The organism is Burkholderia sp. MSh2, assembly GCF_000731655.1.
Classification (GTDB): Bacteria; Pseudomonadota; Gammaproteobacteria; order Burkholderiales; family Burkholderiaceae; genus Burkholderia; species Burkholderia paludis.
Map to the genome: position 1 here is coordinate 139,760 of NZ_JPGM01000013.1, position 17,429 is coordinate 157,188.

Consider the following 17,429-nt stretch of genomic DNA (forward strand, 5'->3'; position numbering starts at 1 on the left):
AAGCGTCCGTCGTCATGCGGTCGCGAGCCACGCGACGCGCCGGCCGGCATCGCCCGCCAGGTCGGCCGCGTCGAACGGAAACTCGATGCCCCGCGGCGCCTGCCGCGGCAGCGCCGCGAGCACGCCGGTCACGAGCGGATCGTTCGGCGCCGGCGCGACGGCAAAACGGCGCGCGCCCTCGCCTGCGACCGCCTTGCAATGAATGTATTCCACATGCGGCGCGAGTACCTGCGCGCAATCAAGCGGCGCTTCGCCCGGCCACTGCCAGTTGCCGATGTCGAACGTCATCCCGAGCGCATCGGGCAGGCCCGCCGCGGCCAGCGCCTCGAACAACCCGCGGAATTGCGCGAGCGCGCCGCCGACCGGCAACTGGCCGTTCTCGACCACCAGGCGGGCCCGCGCGCCGCGCGACAGCGCAACGATCTCGGCCGCGTGCGCGTCGCCGACGAAACCGCCGAGCTGGAATTTCACGAAGCGCGCGCCGAGCGCGTCGGCTTCCTCAAGCGCGCCGCGCAATGCGTGTGCATCGAGCGCGCCCGTTTCCGTATACAGCGTGGCCGGCGTCGAATAGACCGACCACATCCCGTGGCCGGTCAATTGCGCGCCGAGCGCGGCCAGCGCGCCGGGTGTCGCGTCGTCGTCCGATGCGAACAGTTCGCGCCGCACCTCGAAACCGGTCGCGCCCGATGCCGCCGCAGTGGCGACGAATGCGCCGTGGCCCTCCTGGCGCACGCGGTCCGTCCCGAATGCGCTCGCCACGATCACGATGTCTGTCATGGTGTCCCTCTCACCGGATTGGAACCGGTTCCATTTACGTGAAGCGGATGGTGCGCTTCGCTTCGGACGCACGCCATAGAGGAAATCCCTAGGGCCGGACCCGGCGCAAACGCGCACCCGGGCCCGCTTCGCCGGTTCAGGCGACGTCGTGCGCGAGGCTCATTTCGAGGAATTGCGCGGCGACCCGCGACGGTGCGCCGCCATGCGGCACGAGGATGGAGAAATGACGCGTCAGCGGCATGGGCGCGAGCGAGCGCAGGACGAGTGCCGCGTCGTCGTGACGCAGCGACATCGCGGAGACGAAGCCGATGCCCATTCCGGCCCGCACGGCCTCCTTCACGGCCTCGACGCCCGCGATCTCGAACGCCACCCGCATCGGCGCCGCGCCGTGCGCGAACGCACGCTCGACGAGTTGCCGCACGGCGGAGCCCGCTTCGCGCAGCACGAGCGGATGGGCCGCCAGCGCGTCGAGCGTCACCCCCGGCGCGTATTCGGGCGCCGCCAGCGGATGGCCGGTCGGCACGATCGCCACGATCTCGTCCTCGCGCCACGCGTGCACCGCGGTCCCCGGCGGCAGCGCCTCGCCGGGCGGCCCTTCGATCATCGCGATATCGAGCGTCGGCAGCGCCGCGACCACGTCGGCGGTATTGCCGCTCATCGTCTGGATCGCCACGCGCGGCGCGCGCGGCTGGAACGCCGCGATCAGGTACGGCAGCAGGTAGCTGGCGGGCGTCGTGCTCGCGCCGATGCGCAGCGTGCCGGCCTCCAGCCCGCGCACCGCATCGCGAAACGCGCGCGCCTGCGCGAACGTGTCGCGCTGCGCCTTCGCGTACTGCGCAAGCTGTTCGCCGACGGGCGTCAGGCGGATGCCGCGGCCGTCGCGCTGGTACAGCGGCTCGCCGAATTCGTCCTGCAGCAGCCGCAGCTGGCCCGACACGGCGGGCTGCGACAGATGCAGCGCCACGGCGGCGTGGCTGATGTTCAGGTGTTCCGCGACGGCGGCGAACGTTATCAGTTGATCCGGGGTCATGGGGATAAATTATCGGCTTTCCGGATAGTTTACGTCACAAATCACAATTTTTCATATCGATATAACGAAATTAGGATTACACCATCGCAACGACGCTCCTCACGGTGCTGCCATGTCCACTGCCCCGACTCAACCTCTCAACCACGCCGCGCCGTCGATGCGCGGCCAGTTGAACGGCGTCCTGTTCGTCGCGCTATTCGCGGCCGCCGTCACCAGCCTGTCGCAACTGCCCGCGATCGCGGGCCTCGGCCTGTCGCCGCTGATCGTCGGCATCGTCGCCGGCGCGCTGTACGGCAACGCGCTGCGCGACGGCATGCCGGCAAGCTGGGCTGCCGGCGTCAACTTCTCCGCGCGCAAGCTGCTGCGCATCGCGGTCGCGTTCTTCGGGCTGCGCGTGAGCCTGCAGGAAATCGCGCAGGTCGGCCTGCCGGGCCTGACCGTATCGGTGCTGGTGGTTGTCAGCACCCTCGTGATCGGCACCTGGGCCGGCATGAAGATCATGAAGCTCGATCGCGATTCCGCGCTGCTGACCGCCGCCGGCAGCGCAATCTGCGGCGCGGCCGCCGTGCTCGCGTTCGAATCGACGCTGCAGTCGAAGCCGCACCAGAGCGCGATGGCCGTGGGCAGCGTCGTGCTGTTCGGTACGCTGTCGATGTTCCTGTACCCGGTCGCCTATCACGCCGGGCTGCTGAACCTCAACCCGGCCGGCCTCGGCCTGTTCTTCGGCGGCACGATCCACGAAGTCGCGCAGGTGGTCGGCGCCGCGAGCGACATCAGCCCGCAGGTCGCCCACATCGCGACGATCGTCAAGATGACGCGCGTGATGCTGCTGGTGCCGGTGCTGCTGGTGCTCGGCTGGTGGCTCGCCCGCTCGGCGCGTGCGACGGCCGGCGGCGCGCAAGGCAAGCGCAAGGTGGCGGTGCCCTGGTTCGCGCTCGGCTTCCTCGGCTTCGTGATCGTCAATTCGCTGAACGTGCTGCCCGCCGACGTCACGCACACGCTGAACATGCTCGACACCTTCGCGCTGACGATGGCGATGACCGCGCTCGGCATCGAAACCCGCGTGGCGCAGATCCGCGCCGCCGGCCCCCGGGCCCTGATGACCGGCCTGATCCTGTACGTGTGGTTGATCGTCGGCGGCTACGGGATCACCTGGGCCGTGCAGCACTGGCTTGGCTGAGCTGCCCGCCCATGACACTTCGCGCGCCGCGCCCGACGGGATGGTCCCGCGGGCGCGGCGCAGTGCTATGCTTCGCGTCGTTTTCCATCGCCCTCTTTCAGCCGTGCTCTCGTTCCTGCTGAAGCTGCGCACTCGCGCCCAAACGCTGCTCCGCCTGTCGGACGCCCATACGATGCTGATCTGGTCGGCCATCGTCGGCGTCGGCGGCGCCTTTGCCACGATGGCGTTCCGCGAAGGCATCGACCTGATGCAGCACCTGATCTCCGGGCAAAGCGGCAGCTTCGTGGAGATGGCGAAACGCCTGCCGTGGTACGTGCGGTTCTGGATGCCGGCCGCGGGCGGCTTCCTCGCCGGCTGCGTGCTGCTGCTCGCCACGCGCGGCGACAAGCAGGCCGCCAAGACCGACTACATGGAATCGGTCGCGCTCGGCAACGGCGTCGTCCCCGTGCGGCAGAGCCTGTGGCGCAGCGTGTCGTCGCTGCTGACGATCGGCAGCGGCGGCTCGATCGGCCGCGAAGGCCCGATGGTGCAGCTCGCGGCGCTCGCCGCGTCGCTCGTCGGCCGCTTCGTGCATTTCGACCCGCCGCGCCTGCGCCTGCTGGTCGCCTGCGGGGCGGCGGCCGGCATCACGTCCGCGTACAACGCGCCGATCGCCGGCGCCTTCTTCGTGTCGGAAATCGTGCTCGGCACGATCGCGATGGAGAGCTTCGGGCCGATGGTCGTCGCGTCGGTCGTCGCGAACATCGTGATGCGCGAATTCGCCGGCTACCGGCCGCCGTACGAAATGCCGGTGTTCCCGGCCGTCACCGGCCCCGAGGTGCTGCTGTTCGTCGTGCTCGGCGCGCTGTGCGGCGTGCTCGCGCCGCAGTTCCTGCACCTGCTCGACGCGTCGAAGAACCAGTTCAAGCGGCTGCCCGTGCCGCTGCCCGTGCGGCTCGCCATCGGCGGCCTTGTCGTCGGCGTGATCTCGGTATGGATTCCGGACGTGTGGGGCAACGGCTACAGCGTGGTGAACCACATCCTCCATTCGCCGTGGACGTGGCAGGCGCTCATCGCGGTGCTCGCGTTCAAGGTGATCGCGACCGCCGCGACCGCCGGCTCCGGCGCGATCGGCGGCGTGTTCACGCCGACGCTGTTCGTCGGCGCGGTGTTCGGCTCGCTGTTCGGGCTCGCGATGCAGGCGCTGTGGCCCGGCCACACGTCGGCGTACTTCGCCTACGCGATCGTCGGGATGGGAGCGTTCATGGCCGGCGCCACGCAGGCGCCGCTGATGGCGATCCTGATGATCTTCGAGATGACGCTGAGCTACCAGGTCGTGCTGCCGCTGCTGGTGTCGTGCGTCTTCGCGTATTTCGTCGCGCGCGCGACGGGCACGACGTCGATGTACGAAATCACGCAGCACCACTACCAGGACGCGCAGGAAAAGCTGCGGCTGCGCACCACGCAGATGCGCGAACTGATCCAGCCCGCGCAGACGGTCGTGCCGCTCACGGCGAGCGTCGCCGACATGACGCGCGTGTTTCTCGAATATCCGGTGAAATACCTGTACGTGACCGACGACGCCGGACGCTTCCGCGGCGCGGTCGCGCTGAAGGACATCACGTCCGACCTGCTCGACAAGCGCGACACGACCGACAAGACGGCCGCGCACTACGCGCACACGCCGTTTCCGCTCCTCACGCCCGACATGCCGCTCGCGACCGCGCTCGAACGCTTCATGGCGTTCCAGGGGGAACGGCTGCCGGTGATCGAGAGCGAAGCCGAACCGACGCTCGCGGGGGTCGTCTACAAGACGTCGCTGCTCGACGCCTACCGGCGCATGACCGGCGAGCGCTGACCGGGCGGTTCACTGACTGCCGCGCGAGCGCGAACCTCGAGCGAGCGCGAACCGGACCGCCGGCCCGATCCGGTTCAATCCGGCGCACGCCCCAGCACGACCCGTGCGAAGAAGCCGGCCAGCACCGACTCGGCCACCTCGGCCGACACGTGCTGCGGATCGGCCGTGTAATACGACTGCACACCGTCGCACAGACACATCAGCCCGAACGCGAGGGTCTCCGCCGGCAGCAGCAGCGGCGTGCCCGAGCGCTCGGCGAAACGCCGGATGAACTCGGCCATCTGCAGGCGCTTGCCGTGCAGGAACTGGTTGAAGCGCACGCGGAATTTCGCGTCGCGCGCGGCCTGCAGCTTCGCCTCGCCCCACAGCAGCGCGTATTCGTCGTCGTGGAACAGCGTCCGGTAATACGCGAGCGTCATCGATTCCATCTGCTCGCGCGATCCGCCCTCGTCGAAAATCGCCTGGAAGTCGGCCTGCACCCCCGCGTGGTCGCGCTCCAGCAACTCCAGCAACAGGTCGGACTTGCTGCGGAAGTTCGAATAGAACGCGCCGCGCGTATAGCCGGCCGCCGCCGCGATGTCCTCGACGCTCGCGGCGACATAGCCTTTCTTCAGAAAAATCCGGTGCGCGGCAATCAGCAGACGTTCGCGCGTCTGGTCCCTGCTCTGCTCGCGAGTTAAACGCTGTGGTTTCATGGCGCGCAGTCTAGCACCCTTTCGCATTCGGATTCACCTTTGCATTCAGATACAGGTGTGTATTAGAATCCACCGCAGTTTCCGAAAGATGTTGTCCGTGCGCCCATGTCGGCGCCGCTCGGGGCAAGTGCGCGTCGCGCTTGCCGGCTTCGTTCCGCTTCACCTCACCTGGGGGTTTCGTGAATCGCTCCGGTTCCCGCGCCGCGCTGCTGGTCAGCGCCGCGTTCGTCCTTGCCGCCTGTCATCCGAAAGAATCCGCGCCGCCCTCACCGCGCCCCGTCGTCGCGCTGCCCGCGCGGGCCGACACCGCCGCGGCCGCCCGCACGCTCCCCGGCGAGATCCAGCCGCGCTACGCCACCCCGCTGTCGTTCCGCATCGCCGGCAAGATCGTCGAGCGCAAGGTGCGCCTCGGCGATACGGTCAAGGTCGGCCAGGTCGTCGCGCTGCTCGATCCGTCCGACGTCGAGAAAAACGCCGCGAGCGCGCAGGCGCAACTCGATGCCGCGACGCACAGCCTCACGTTCGCGAAGCAGCAGCTCGATCGCGACCGTGCGCAGGCCCGCGAAAACCTGATCGCGACCACCCAGCTCGAGCAGACCGAGAACAGCTACACGTCGGCGCTTGCGCAGCGCGACCAGGCGCAGCAGCAACTCGCGCTCGCGAAGAACCAGCTCCGCTACGCGACGCTCGTCGCCGATCACGCGGGCTACATCACGGCCGAGCAGGCCGACACCGGCCAGAACGTGTCGGCCGGCCAGCCCGTGTACCAGCTTGCGTGGTCGGGTGACGTCGACGTCGTCAGCGACGTGCCCGAGGCCGCGCTCGCGTCGCTCGCGCCCGGCCAGGCGGCGACCGTCACGCTGCCGTCGCTGCCGGGCCGCACGTTCGCCGCGAAGGTACGCGAGATCGCGCCGGCCGCCGATCCGCAAAGCCGCACCTATCGCGTGAAGCTGACGCTCGCCACGCCCGATCCGGCGATCCGCCTCGGGATGACCGCCGGCGTCGCATTTGCCGGCGCCGCGGCCGCCGGCGACGCGCCGCCGGTCACGCTGCCCGCGACCGCGCTGTTCCACGACGGCGCGCAACCGGCCGTCTGGGTCGTGCGCACGAAGGACGACACGCTCGAGCTGCGCCGCGTCGACGTCGCGCGCTTCAACGAGCGCACGGTGACCGTGTCGCACGGGCTGCAGCCGGGCGAACGCGTGGTGCTGCTGGGCGTGCACACGGTCAGCGCGGGCGAGAAGGTGCGCCCGATCGCGCCGCTGCATCCGGAGGACTTCGCATCGTGAGCGTCTCCCACGAAGAAGGCCGCTTCAACCTGTCGGCGTGGGCGCTGCGCCACCAGGCGCTCGTCGTCTACCTGATCGCGCTCGCGACGCTCGCGGGCATGCTCGCGTACACGCGGCTCGCGCAATCCGAAGACCCGCCGTTCACGTTCCGCGTGATGGTGATCCGCACGTTCTGGCCCGGCGCGTCCGCGCGCCAGGTGCAGGAACAGGTGACCGACCGGATCGGCCGCAAGCTGCAGGAAACGCCGGCCATCGACTTCCTGCGCAGCTATTCGCGCCCCGGCGAATCGCTGATCTTCTTCACGATGAAGGATTCGGCGCCCGTGAAGGACGTGCCCGACACCTGGTACCAGATCCGCAAGAAGGTCGGCGACATCGGCTACACGTTGCCGCCCGGCGTGCAGGGCCCGTTCTTCAACGACGAGTTCGGCGACGTCTACACCAACATCTGGACGCTCGAGGGCGACGGCTTCACGCCCGCGCAGCTCCACGACTATGCGGACCAGCTGCGCACCGTGCTGCTGCGCGTGCCGGGCGTCGGCAAGGTCGATTATTTCGGCGACCCCGACCAGCGGATCTTCATCGAGGTGAACAACGCGCAGCTCACGCGCCTCGGCATCTCGCCGCAGCAGCTCGGGCAGGCGATCAACGCGCAGAACGACATCTCGTCGGCCGGCGTGCTGACGACCGCCGACGATCGCGTGTTCGTGCGGCCGGGCGGCCAGTTCGACAACGTCGACGCGATCGCCGATACGCTGCTCCGCATCAACGGCCGCACGTTCCGGCTCGGCGATCTCGCAACCGTGAAACGCGGCTACGACGATCCGGCCGTCACGCAGATGCGCGCGAACGGCAAGGCGGTGCTCGGCATCGGCGTGACGATGCAGCCCGGCGGCGACGTGATCCGTCTCGGCAAGGCGCTCGACGCCGAATCGAACGACCTGCAGGCGCAGCTGCCGGCCGGCCTCAAGCTGACCCTCGTATCGAGCATGCCGCACGCGGTGTCGCACTCGGTCGACGACTTCCTCGAAGCCGTCGCCGAAGCCGTCGCGATCGTGCTGGTCGTGAGCCTCGTGTCGCTCGGCCTGCGCACCGGGATGGTCGTCGTGATCTCGATCCCGGTCGTGCTCGCGGTCACCGCGCTGTTCATGTTCCTGTTCGACATCGGGCTGCACAAGGTGTCGCTCGGCACGCTCGTCCTCGCGCTGGGGCTGCTCGTCGACGATGCGATCATCGCGGTCGAGATGATGGCCGTGAAGCTCGAACAGGGTTACACCCGCGCGCGCGCAGCCGCGTTCGCCTATACCAGCACCGCGTTCCCGATGCTGACCGGCACGCTCGTCACGGTGTCGGGCTTCCTGCCGATCGCGCTCGCGAAATCGAGCACCGGCGAATATACGCGCTCGATCTTCGAGGTGTCGGCGATCGCGCTGATCGCGTCGTGGTTCGCGGCCGTCGTGCTGATCCCGCTGCTCGGCTATCACATGCTGCCCGAGCGCAAGCGGCACGCGCACGAGGCGCACCTGCCCGACGACCACGAGCACGACATCTACGACACGCGCTTCTACCGCCGGCTGCGCGGCTGGATCGACTGGTGCATCGAGCGGCGCTTCGTGGTGCTGCTGATCACCGGCGCGCTGTTCGTCGTGGCGCTGGCGGGCTTCTCGCTGGTGCCCCAGCAGTTCTTCCCGAGCTCCGACCGGCCCGAGCTGCTGGTCGACCTGCGGCTGCCCGAGGGCGCGTCGTTCGCGGCCACGCTGCGCGAGACCGAGCGCCTCGAGAAAGTGCTCGACAAGCGCCCGGAGATCGACCATTCGGTGAACTTCGTCGGCAGCGGCGCGCCGCGCTTCTACCTGCCGCTCGACCAGCAGCTGCAACTGCCGAACTTCGCGCAATTCGTGATCACCGCGAAATCGGTCGAGGATCGCGAGAAGCTCGCGACCTGGCTCGAAACCGAGCTGCGCAACCAGTTCCCGGCCGTGCGCTCGCGGCTGTCGCGGCTCGAGAACGGCCCGCCGGTCGGCTACCCGGTGCAGTTCCGCGTGAGCGGCGACAGCATCGCGACGGTCCGCTCGATCGCCGAGAAGGTCGCGGCGACGATGCGCGGCGACGCGCGCACGGTCAACGTGCAGTTCGACTGGGACGAGCCGGCCGAGCGCTCGGTGCGCTTCGAGATCGACCAGAAGAAGGCGCGCGAGCTGAACGTCACGTCGCAGGACGTGTCGAGCTTTCTCGCGATGACGCTCTCCGGCACGACCGTCACGCAGTACCGCGAACGCGACAAGCTGATCGCGGTCGACCTGCGCGCGCCGAAGGCCGACCGCGTCGACCCCGCGAAGCTCGCGGGCCTCGCGCTGCCGACCCCGAACGGCCCGGTGCCGCTCGGCTCGCTCGGCCGCTTCGAGCCGACGCTCGAATACGGCGTCGTGTGGGAGCGCGACCGCCAGCCGACCATCACCGTTCAGTCGGACGTGCGCACCGGCGCGCAGGGCATCGACGTCACGCACGCGGTCGACGCGAAGCTGGACGCGCTGCGCGCGCAGCTGCCGGTCGGCTATCAGATCAATATCGGCGGCTCGGTCGAGGAAAGCGCGAAGGCGCAGAAGTCGATCAACGCGCAGATGCCGTTGATGGCGATCGCGGTGTTCACGCTGCTGATGATCCAGTTGCAGAGCTTCGCGCGCGTGCTGATGGTCGTGCTGACCGCGCCGCTCGGGCTGATCGGCGTGGTCGCCACGCTGCTGCTGTTCGGCCAGCCGTTCGGCTTCGTCGCGATGCTCGGCGTGATCGCGATGTTCGGGATCATCATGCGCAACTCTGTGATCCTCGTCGACCAGATCGAACAGGACATCGCAGCCGGGCACGGCCGCGTCGACGCGATCATCGGCGCCACCGTGCGGCGCTTCCGCCCGATCACGCTGACGGCCGCGGCCGCCGTGCTCGCGCTGATCCCGCTGCTGCGCTCGAACTTCTTCGGGCCGATGGCCACCGCGCTGATGGGCGGCATCACGAGCGCCACCGTGCTGACGCTGTTCTACCTGCCCGCGCTGTATGCGACGTGGTTCCGCGTGAAGCGCGACGAGCGCGATCCGCAGGACGGCCCGCCGCATCAAGGCGGCACGCCGGCCGCCTCGCCGGGAGCCTGACCATGGATCGATCGATGAACCTGAAAACGAAAGCCGCGCGGGCGCTCGCGGCCGCGAGCCTCGCCGGCCCGCTCGCGGGCTGCGCGTGGTTCGCGCCAAGCGGCGAGCCGCCGGCGATGCCGGCGCCCGCGCACTACGGCACCGCGCCGCAAGTGCGTCAGACCGTGTCCGCGCAAGGCGTCGCGCAGCAGTTCGAGGTCGGCGCGCAGCCGGTGCCCGACTGGTGGACGCAGTACCGCTCCGATGCGCTGAACGCGCTCGTCGACGAAGGGCTGCGCAACAGCCCGACGCTCGGGGCGGCGTCGCACTCGCTGGATGCCGCACGCGAGCAGTTGCGCGGTCAGATCGGCAGCTCGATGCTGCCGTCGATCGACGCGGGCGGCCAGGCGGCGCGCCAGCGGGCGCTCGGCGTGCCGATTCCCGCGCTCGGCGCGCCGACGTTGCTGTACGACTCGTTCGTCGGACAACTGCAGGCGAGTTACACGATCGACCTGTTCGGCGCCACCCGCTTCGCGAACCGCGCGCTCTCGAAACGCGTCGACGTCAGCGCGTTCCAGCTCGAATCCGCGCGGCGCGCGCTGGCCGCGAACATCGTCACCGCGTCGATCACGGTGTCGGTGCTGAATGCGCAGATCGGCACGACCGAGCGGCTCGTCGCGCTCGCCAACGACCAGGCGCACGACGCGGAGCGCCGCTATGCGCTCGGTTCGGCATCGCGCAGCGACGCGCTGAACGCGCGGCAAAGCGCCGACACGTTCGCGGCGAGCCTGCCGGCGCTGCGCCAGCAGCGCGACTCGGCGCGCCATGCGCTCGCGGTGCTGATCGGCCGCACGCCCGACCGGCCGCCGGCCGATCTCACGCTCGCCGATCTGCACTTGCCCGAACAGGTGCCCGTCGTCGTGCCGTCGGATCTGCTGCAAAGCCGTCCGGACATCCAGGCGGCCGACGCGGGGTTGAAGGCGGCCGCGGCCGAAGTGGGCGTCGCGACCGCGCAGATGTTCCCGCAGCTGTCGCTGTCGGCGGCGATGGGCAAAGGCGGCTTCAGCTGGCCGGCGATGCTGTCGGGCGCCGGCGCGATCTGGAACGTCGGCGCGTCGCTGAGCCAGCCGATCTTCCACGGCGGCGCGCTGCTCGCGCAGCGCCGCGCGGCAAAGGCGACCTACGAGGCGGCGGTCGACCAGTACAAGCAGGCCGTGCTCGGCGCGTTCCAGAACGTCGCCGATTCGCTCGCGGCGCTCGAGCACGACGCGGAAGCGCTCGACGCGTCGTCCCGCGCCGCCCTTTCGGCGCGCGGCGCGTACGACGACTCGGCGGCCCGCGTGCGGCTCGGCGCGCTGCCGCCGTCGGCCGCGCGCGCCAGCGAGCTGCAGTACCGCAATGCGCGGCTCGACGAGATCCGCGCGACCGGCGCGCGATTCGCCGATACCGCGCGGCTCTACCAGGCGATGGGCACGCCGCCGGCCGGACAGGCCGGCACGGCCACCCCGACCGGCAACGCGACCGGCCAGCCGGCGCACGCCGATACCGCCGCCCGCGCCGAGACTCCGCCTGCGCCGCAATAGGCCGGCCCTGCCGTCGGGTGCGCACCGGGCGCCCGACGGCCGATCTTCCGCTTGACCCTCACGTAGCGTAACGTTCGAGACTCCAGGGTGCGCACCGAACGGAGGGACGAATGCGACTGAAGGTGGGAGAACTGGCGAAACGCAGCGGGCTGACGGTCCGCACGCTTCATCACTATCACGCAATCGGTCTGCTGACGCCTTCGGCGCGCGCCGACAACGGCTACCGGCTGTACGACCGCGACGACGTCGCCCGGCTCCACCGGATCCAGGCGCTGCGCCGCTTCGGCCTGTCGCTCGCCGAAATCGGCGACCACCTGAACCGGCCCGGCGCCCCGCTCGCCGATCTCGTCGCGAAGCAGATCGCCCTGCTCGACCGCCAGCTTGCGCAGACCGCGCAGCTGCGCGAGCGGCTCGTGAGCCTGCATGCGCAGCTCGCCGCGGGCGCGGAGCCGGAGCTGGCCGACTGGCTCACCACACTGGAATTGATGACCGTGTACGACAAATATTTCTCCGAGGAAGAACTCGCGCGCCTGCCGATGTACCGGAAAAGCCAGGCGGGCGACGCGGAATGGATCGCGCTCGTCGGCGAGGTCCGCGCGCTGCACGACGCGGGCGTGCCCGCCGAGGACGCGCGCGCCCGCGCGCTTGCCGCGCGCTGGATGGCGCTGCTCGTGCGCGACACGAACAACGACCCGCGGCTGCTGGCGAAGCTGAACCTGATGCACGAACACGAGCCGGCGATGCAGTCGAAGGTCGGCATTTCGACCGCGCTGCGCGACTACGTGCTGCGCGCGTCGTCGGAAGCGAAGATGCGGATCTTCGAGAAGTACCTCGCCCCGGACGAGATCCGCTTCATGCGGGCGCACTATGGCGAACGCGCGATGGAATGGCCGCAGCTGATGGGGGATGTGCGCGACGCGATCGAGGCGGGCGCGCAACCCGGTTCGCCGCAGGGCCGCGCGCTCGCGCAGCGCTGGCTCGACCTGTTCTGCAGCTACGCGGGCCACGATCCCGCCACGCACGCGAAATTCCGCCGTGCGCTGGCCACCGAGCCGCTGCTGACGCAGGATTCGTGGGCCGACGAGACGCTGATCGGCTTCGTCCGCGAAGCGATGGCGCAGCTTGCGCCCGCGCGCTGAACGCATGAAGGTACGGGTGGCAGCCGGGTTTCCCGCGCGCCGCCCGCCTCACCATCGGCAGCCGGTGTCGCGAACCGCATCCAGCGCGAGCATCGGCAATGCGAGCAGGCCCGCGCCCGCATGCGCTTGCCGGCAGTCGGCGCGACCGGCGTCCGACATGCCGCCGGCCAGCCTCGCATCGACGGTGTCGCGGCGCGGCGCAAGGCCGCCGGACGACGCGCCCAACGCACCGACCGCCGCCTGCGCCGGGCTGCGCGCGACGGCTTGCCGCGCGCCGATGGCATCGAGGTCGCGCTGCCAGTCGACCCCGGCGTCCGATGCGGTCTGCACACGGTTTTCATCTCCGCTTGCGGCCGCGCCTGCAGGTGTCTCGCGTTGTCGCGGCGGATCCGGCGCGCGCGGGGTGTCCGACAGCGCGCTCGCATGCAGCGCCAGGCGCGAGATTGCGATCGCGGCGGATCGCTGCGTCGCTCGCCCAGTGCTGCGCCCCCCTTCGGACGGGCCGGCTTCCCCATCGGCCGGCGCATTCGCCACGAGCGTCGCACGCGCGGGAATCAGCTCGACGCGCAGCGCGATCCCCGGCCGCGCGTCGGCTTTCGGGCCGGCCGCCGATAACGCCCGTTGCAGCACGAACCATCCGGACAGGTGAATCGAGACGGAGGCCGCGACGGCCAGTGCAACGATGCGTGCCCGTCGGCGTCGCGCCGGATCGCCCCGCCGCGGTCGCGATGCGTCAGTCCGGCGCGCCGCCGCCGTCATCGCTGAACGCGAGCAGGTCGCCCGGCTGGCAGTCGAGATAGCGGCAGATCGCCTCGAGCGTCGCGAAGCGGATGCCCTTGACCTTCCCTTGCTTGAGCAGCGACAGGTTCTGTTCGGTGATGCCGACGGCCGCCGCGAGGTCCTTCGAGCGCACCTTACGCGTTGCGAGCATCACATCCAGCTTGACCACGATCGACATGGCGCGCCTCAGACGAACTGCCGATGCTCGGCATCGAGCTCGCTCGCCTGCCGCAGGATGTGCGCGATGACCGCTATGCACGCCGCCGTGAACAGCGCGACCACGTACGGCAGGCTGAAGCCGATGCTGACCACGCGGTGGCCGACCGGCTCGCGCAGCGTCGCCCATACGCTCAGCAGCGGCTCGCACAGCAGGCTCAGCAGCACCCACAGGCCGATCGCACGGCCCGTCTTGCCGAGATGGCCGGCCGCCAGCACGGAGAAATAGTCGCGGCGCGCATAGGTGCGGAACAGCGCGCGCAGATGACGCAGGCCGTTGGCAAGCACGATCAGCGGGATGCTGGACAGCAGGATGCCCACTGCCTTCTGCCACCACGGGAACGCGTCGACATCGACGCGCAGGTTCGACATCACCGAATCCGTCAGGCCGAACACGAAACCGGGCCCGGAGGCCGCGTTCAGCGATGGAAACGCCCAGCACGCGGCGTTGAGCACCAGCATGACGACGATGAAACCCAGCGTGACGGTGGCCATCCGCTGGCTGATACGGGCGATGCGATCGGAATGCATGCGAAGTCCTCGACGAAAGTGAACGTGCGCCGATTGTACGCCATGAATTATCGTTAAACGATAATTAATTGTCGCATCTCCACCATTTCTTATCGCATGACAGGTTCACCCGGCATCGACGGCCGCGCGCCTAGCGATAGTCGTGCAGGCTGATCCCGCGCCAGTGCTTCGTCATGTAGCGCAGGAACACGGGATGGGCCTTCAGGTCCGCATTCGGCACGGGCGCCGCGCCGCCGTCCATGAACTTGCCGTTGACGGTGACGGTTTCCTCGCCGCGCAGCACGTACTTCCTGCCCGCGTCGATCAGGAAATACTTGACCTGGTCGGCGCTGACGTCGCCGCGGCAGCCGATCTTGTATGCGAACAGGAACTGCTTGCGGCCGTCGCCGAGCAGGTCGCGCATTTCGATCGACGCGGGCACGACGTCCAGGATCACGTCGACCGGGCAGGCGTTCACGTAGTCGTGCACCGTCCAGTCGGGGCGGCCGTCGAGCGTCGCGGCCACCTTCAGTTCGACGTCGTCGCCGGATGCGGTTCTGGCGAGCGTCACCGCATGCACGCCGGCCGCATCGGTCCACGTGTATTCGGCGGCCCGCGCCGGATTGCACAGCGCCGCGGCGGCGAGAAACAGGCAAGGAGAAAGGAAACGTCGGAGCATCGGCGATGGGGGGCTGGATCGAATCCGCCATTATCGGCAAGGCGGCCCGCCGCCGCCAGTCGCGCGCCCGCTCAGCGCCCGCGCATCCCGAGCCCGAGCGCCTTCATCCGCCGGTACAAGGTCCGCTCGCTCATCCCGACCTGCTCGGCAAGCGCCTTGCGCGTGCCGTCGAACGTGCGCGCGATGCGCACGAGTTCCGCGTCCGACACGCCGCGCACCTCCGTCGCGTGGTCCTGCGGCGCCGCCGCCGCGGCGACCAGCTCGGCCGGCAGGTGCTCGACGCGGATCGTCCCGTCGTCCGCGAACAGGCACGCGCGTTCGAGCACGTTGCGCAGCTCGCGGATGTTGCCCGGCCACGCATAGGCATCGAGACACGCGCGTGCGCGCTCCGTCAGCACGAACGGCCGCGCGCCGGCATCGCCCGCGCTCACGCGCGCATTCGCGATCCGCCGCAGGATCGACTCGGCCAGCAGCGCGACGTCCCCGCGCCGGTCGCGCAACGCCGGCAACGGAATCGGAAACGCGTTGATCCGGTAGTACAGATCCTGGCGGAACCGGCCGTCGTCGATCATCTCGCGCAGCGGCTTGTGCGTCGCCGCCACCAGCCGGAAATCCGCGCGCAGCGCCTCGACGCCGCCGACGCGGCGGAACGTGCCCGATTCGATCAGCCGCAACAGCTTCACCTGCATCGGCAGCGGCACGTCGCCGATCTCGTCGAGAAACAGCGTCCCGCCCTGCGCGGTCTCGACGAGGCCCGGCTTGCGCTGGTTCGCCCCCGTGAACGCACCCTTCTCGTAACCGAACAGTTCGCTCTCGAACAGCGTCTCCGCGATCCCCGAGCAATCGACGACGACGAACGGCCCCATCGCGCGATCGCTCGCCTCGTGCAGCGCGCGGGCGAACAGTTCCTTGCCGGTGCCCGATTCACCGAGCAGCAGCACCGGCAGCATCGACGGCGCGACGCGCTGCAGTGCGCCGAGCGCCGCGTTGAACGCGTCGGCGCCGCCGACGAGACCTTCCGCGCTCGGCTGCGCGGACGCGCTGCGCACCGTCGTCAGCCGCTCGACATACGCGATCACGCTGCCGAGCGCATCGAAGATCGGCCGCAGCTCGACGTCGACGTGCTCGGGGCCGCGCGGCGTGTGGTGGATGTGCAGCACGCGATTCAGCCCGCGCGATTCGAGCGCCTGCTTCATCGGGCAATGCTCGCCCGCCTGATCGCACGGCACGTCGTAGTGATGCGACACCTGGAAGCAGTGCCGGCCCACGTGCTCGACGCCCGCGACGCCGAACTGGCGCCGGTAGGCATCGTTCGCCGCGAGGATCCGGTAGTCGGGATCGACGACGATCATCGGCTGCGGATCCTGCTCGAGGTAGGCGACGAGCGCACGCACGTCGGGCATGACGTCGTGGCGCGGCGCGGGGACGATCGGGATGGTGTCGTGCGGATTCATGCGGACGTTCGAAAAAGGGACAGCCTGACGGACTGCCAGGCTGACTGCCAATTCTGCCACGACACTGCCAGATATGGCAGTTCGCATCCGCGTACCGGATGCCGCCGACGCCCGCGGATCGCCTCGGCCGCGCAGAAAACCCGAGCCGAATCAAGTCCCTGACCGATTGGCCGGTGCGGCGGCGCCGGCTGGCATGCTTCTTGAATAAACCATATCGATGCAGGATGCAGAACCCGATCAAGGACACCCCGTGAGCCATGCCCCCGCCCTGTCGGTCGAAGGCTTTTTCGACCCGGCGACCCACACCGTCAGTTATCTCGTGCTCGATACCGCGAGCCACGCGTGCGCGCTGATCGACAGCGTGCTCGACTATGATCCGAAATCCGGCCGCACGCGCACGGCCAGCGCCGACCGGCTGATCGCCCGCGTCGCCGAACTCGGCGCGGACGTGCACTGGCTGCTGGAAACCCATGTGCACGCCGATCACCTGTCGGCCGCGCCGTACCTGAAGGAACGCGTCGGCGGCCGGATCGCGATCGGTTCGCACGTGCGCCGCGTGCAGCACGTGTTCGGCACGCTGTTCAACGCCGGCCCCGGTTTCGCGCAGGACGGCCGCCAGTTCGACCGGCTGCTCGACGACGGCGACACGCTCGCGCTCGGCGGCCTGACGATCCGCGCGCTGCACACGCCGGGCCACACGCCGGCCTGCATGACCTACTGTGTCGACGACGCGACCCGGCGCGCGGCGTTCGTCGGCGACACGCTGTTCATGCCCGACTACGGCACGGCCCGCTGCGATTTTCCCGGCGGCGACGCACGCACGCTGTATCGCTCGATCGCGCGCGTGCTCGGCCTGCCGCCCGACACGCACCTCTATCTGTGCCACGACTACCAGCCGGGCGGACGCGACGTGCAGTTCGTGACGACCGTCGCCGAGCAGCGCCGCGCGAACGTGCACGTGAAGGACGGCGTGACCGAGGACGATTTCGTCGCGATGCGCACCGCGCGCGACGCGACGCTCGACATGCCGGTGCTGATGCTGCCGTCCGTGCAGGTCAACATGCGCGCCGGCCACCTGCCCGAGCCCGAAAACAACGGCGTGCGCTACCTGAAGATTCCGCTCGACGCGATCTGA

The 17,429-nt window shown here is 69.6% G+C and carries 15 protein-coding genes; 7 read left to right on the forward strand and 8 right to left on the reverse strand.

Annotated features, from left to right (window positions below):
* Window positions 1-12: 12 nt before the first annotated feature.
* Both GQ57_RS10465 and GQ57_RS10470 read right to left on the reverse strand, forming a co-directional pair.
* On the reverse strand, window positions 13-777 hold the full coding sequence (locus tag GQ57_RS10465; protein WP_031401756.1) for a xylose isomerase: 765 nt from the start codon (window positions 775-777) through the stop codon (window positions 13-15).
* Window positions 778-913: 136 nt separating this feature from the next.
* Window positions 914-1,807, reverse strand: coding sequence for a LysR family transcriptional regulator (locus tag GQ57_RS10470; RefSeq protein WP_031401757.1), 894 nt, complete (start codon window positions 1,805-1,807; stop codon window positions 914-916).
* 112 nt (window positions 1,808-1,919) lie between these two features.
* On the opposite strand from GQ57_RS10470, the gene GQ57_RS10475 reads away from it, so the two are divergent.
* Together GQ57_RS10475 and GQ57_RS10480 are read left to right on the forward strand one after the other, a co-directional pair.
* Complete coding sequence (locus tag GQ57_RS10475; protein WP_031401758.1) at window positions 1,920-2,987, forward strand: YeiH family protein; 1,068 nt, start codon at window positions 1,920-1,922, stop codon at window positions 2,985-2,987.
* A gap of 103 nt (window positions 2,988-3,090) precedes the next feature.
* Window positions 3,091-4,824: a ClcB-like voltage-gated chloride channel protein gene (locus GQ57_RS10480; RefSeq protein ID WP_031401759.1), complete on the forward strand. Its 1,734-nt coding sequence runs from the start codon at window positions 3,091-3,093 to the stop codon at window positions 4,822-4,824.
* Between the two features lie 74 nt (window positions 4,825-4,898).
* Here GQ57_RS10480 and GQ57_RS10485 read toward each other — a convergent pair whose 3' ends face one another.
* The gene (locus GQ57_RS10485) at window positions 4,899-5,519 is read right to left on the reverse strand and encodes a TetR/AcrR family transcriptional regulator (RefSeq protein WP_031401760.1); all 621 of its coding nucleotides are present in this window, start codon (window positions 5,517-5,519) and stop codon (window positions 4,899-4,901) included.
* 179 nt (window positions 5,520-5,698) lie between these two features.
* Between GQ57_RS10485 and GQ57_RS10490 the strand changes: the two genes are divergently transcribed.
* The 4 genes from GQ57_RS10490 to GQ57_RS10505 all read left to right on the forward strand — a co-directional run bounded on the left by GQ57_RS10490 (window position 5,699) and on the right by GQ57_RS10505 (window position 12,655).
* Window positions 5,699-6,808, forward strand: a complete 1,110-nt coding sequence (locus GQ57_RS10490) for an efflux RND transporter periplasmic adaptor subunit (RefSeq protein ID WP_031401761.1) — start codon at window positions 5,699-5,701, stop codon at window positions 6,806-6,808.
* Window positions 6,805-9,954, forward strand: coding sequence for an efflux RND transporter permease subunit (locus tag GQ57_RS10495; protein ID WP_034197804.1), 3,150 nt, complete (start codon window positions 6,805-6,807; stop codon window positions 9,952-9,954). Before GQ57_RS10490 ends, GQ57_RS10495 begins: the two co-directional genes overlap by 4 nt.
* A gap of 2 nt (window positions 9,955-9,956) precedes the next feature.
* Window positions 9,957-11,516, forward strand: coding sequence for an efflux transporter outer membrane subunit (locus GQ57_RS10500; protein WP_034197805.1), 1,560 nt, complete (start codon window positions 9,957-9,959; stop codon window positions 11,514-11,516).
* 110 nt (window positions 11,517-11,626) lie between these two features.
* A complete protein-coding gene (locus GQ57_RS10505; protein WP_034197806.1) occupies window positions 11,627-12,655 on the forward strand; it encodes a MerR family transcriptional regulator in 1,029 nt (342 codons plus the stop codon).
* Window positions 12,656-12,703: 48 nt separating this feature from the next.
* Here the strand turns inward: GQ57_RS10505 and GQ57_RS10510 are convergent, their stop codons facing one another.
* From GQ57_RS10510 to GQ57_RS10530, 5 genes are all read right to left on the reverse strand, one after another.
* Window positions 12,704-13,285 (reverse strand): hypothetical protein, encoded by a 582-nt coding sequence (locus GQ57_RS10510; protein WP_326929125.1) that lies wholly within the window; start codon window positions 13,283-13,285, stop codon window positions 12,704-12,706.
* Between the two features lie 103 nt (window positions 13,286-13,388).
* Window positions 13,389-13,613 (reverse strand): helix-turn-helix domain-containing protein, encoded by a 225-nt coding sequence (locus GQ57_RS10515; RefSeq protein WP_034197808.1) that lies wholly within the window; start codon window positions 13,611-13,613, stop codon window positions 13,389-13,391.
* 8 nt (window positions 13,614-13,621) lie between these two features.
* Window positions 13,622-14,182 (reverse strand): DUF2975 domain-containing protein, encoded by a 561-nt coding sequence (locus GQ57_RS10520; protein ID WP_034197809.1) that lies wholly within the window; start codon window positions 14,180-14,182, stop codon window positions 13,622-13,624.
* Window positions 14,183-14,312: 130 nt separating this feature from the next.
* Window positions 14,313-14,840 (reverse strand): M949_RS01915 family surface polysaccharide biosynthesis protein, encoded by a 528-nt coding sequence (locus tag GQ57_RS10525; protein ID WP_031401768.1) that lies wholly within the window; start codon window positions 14,838-14,840, stop codon window positions 14,313-14,315.
* A gap of 71 nt (window positions 14,841-14,911) precedes the next feature.
* Complete coding sequence (locus GQ57_RS10530; protein ID WP_034197810.1) at window positions 14,912-16,294, reverse strand: sigma-54 interaction domain-containing protein; 1,383 nt, start codon at window positions 16,292-16,294, stop codon at window positions 14,912-14,914.
* A 217-nt stretch (window positions 16,295-16,511) separates the two neighbouring features.
* On the opposite strand from GQ57_RS10530, the gene GQ57_RS10535 reads away from it, so the two are divergent.
* Window positions 16,512-17,429 carry an MBL fold metallo-hydrolase gene (locus GQ57_RS10535; RefSeq protein WP_425321987.1) on the forward strand — a complete coding sequence of 306 codons (918 nt, stop codon included), beginning with the start codon at window positions 16,512-16,514 and terminating at the stop codon, window positions 17,427-17,429.

Bases quoted from the DNA above. Each gene is read 5' to 3' on its own strand.
- GQ57_RS10465 (WP_031401756.1), bottom strand. From the start codon at position 777: ATGACAGACATCGTGATCGTGGCGAGCGCATTCGGGACGGACCGCGTG.
- GQ57_RS10470 (WP_031401757.1), bottom strand. From the start codon at position 1,807: ATGACCCCGGATCAACTGATAACGTTCGCCGCCGTCGCGGAACACCTG.
- GQ57_RS10475 (WP_031401758.1), top strand. From the start codon at position 1,920: ATGTCCACTGCCCCGACTCAACCTCTCAACCACGCCGCGCCGTCGATG.
- GQ57_RS10485 (WP_031401760.1), bottom strand. From the start codon at position 5,519: ATGAAACCACAGCGTTTAACTCGCGAGCAGAGCAGGGACCAGACGCGC.
- GQ57_RS10500 (WP_034197805.1), top strand. From the start codon at position 9,957: ATGGATCGATCGATGAACCTGAAAACGAAAGCCGCGCGGGCGCTCGCG.
- GQ57_RS10505 (WP_034197806.1), top strand. From the start codon at position 11,627: ATGCGACTGAAGGTGGGAGAACTGGCGAAACGCAGCGGGCTGACGGTC.
- GQ57_RS10515 (WP_034197808.1), bottom strand. From the start codon at position 13,613: ATGTCGATCGTGGTCAAGCTGGATGTGATGCTCGCAACGCGTAAGGTG.
- GQ57_RS10520 (WP_034197809.1), bottom strand. From the start codon at position 14,182: ATGCATTCCGATCGCATCGCCCGTATCAGCCAGCGGATGGCCACCGTC.
- GQ57_RS10525 (WP_031401768.1), bottom strand. From the start codon at position 14,840: ATGCTCCGACGTTTCCTTTCTCCTTGCCTGTTTCTCGCCGCCGCGGCG.
- GQ57_RS10530 (WP_034197810.1), bottom strand. From the start codon at position 16,294: ATGAATCCGCACGACACCATCCCGATCGTCCCCGCGCCGCGCCACGAC.
- GQ57_RS10535 (WP_425321987.1), top strand. From the start codon at position 16,512: ATGCAGGATGCAGAACCCGATCAAGGACACCCCGTGAGCCATGCCCCC.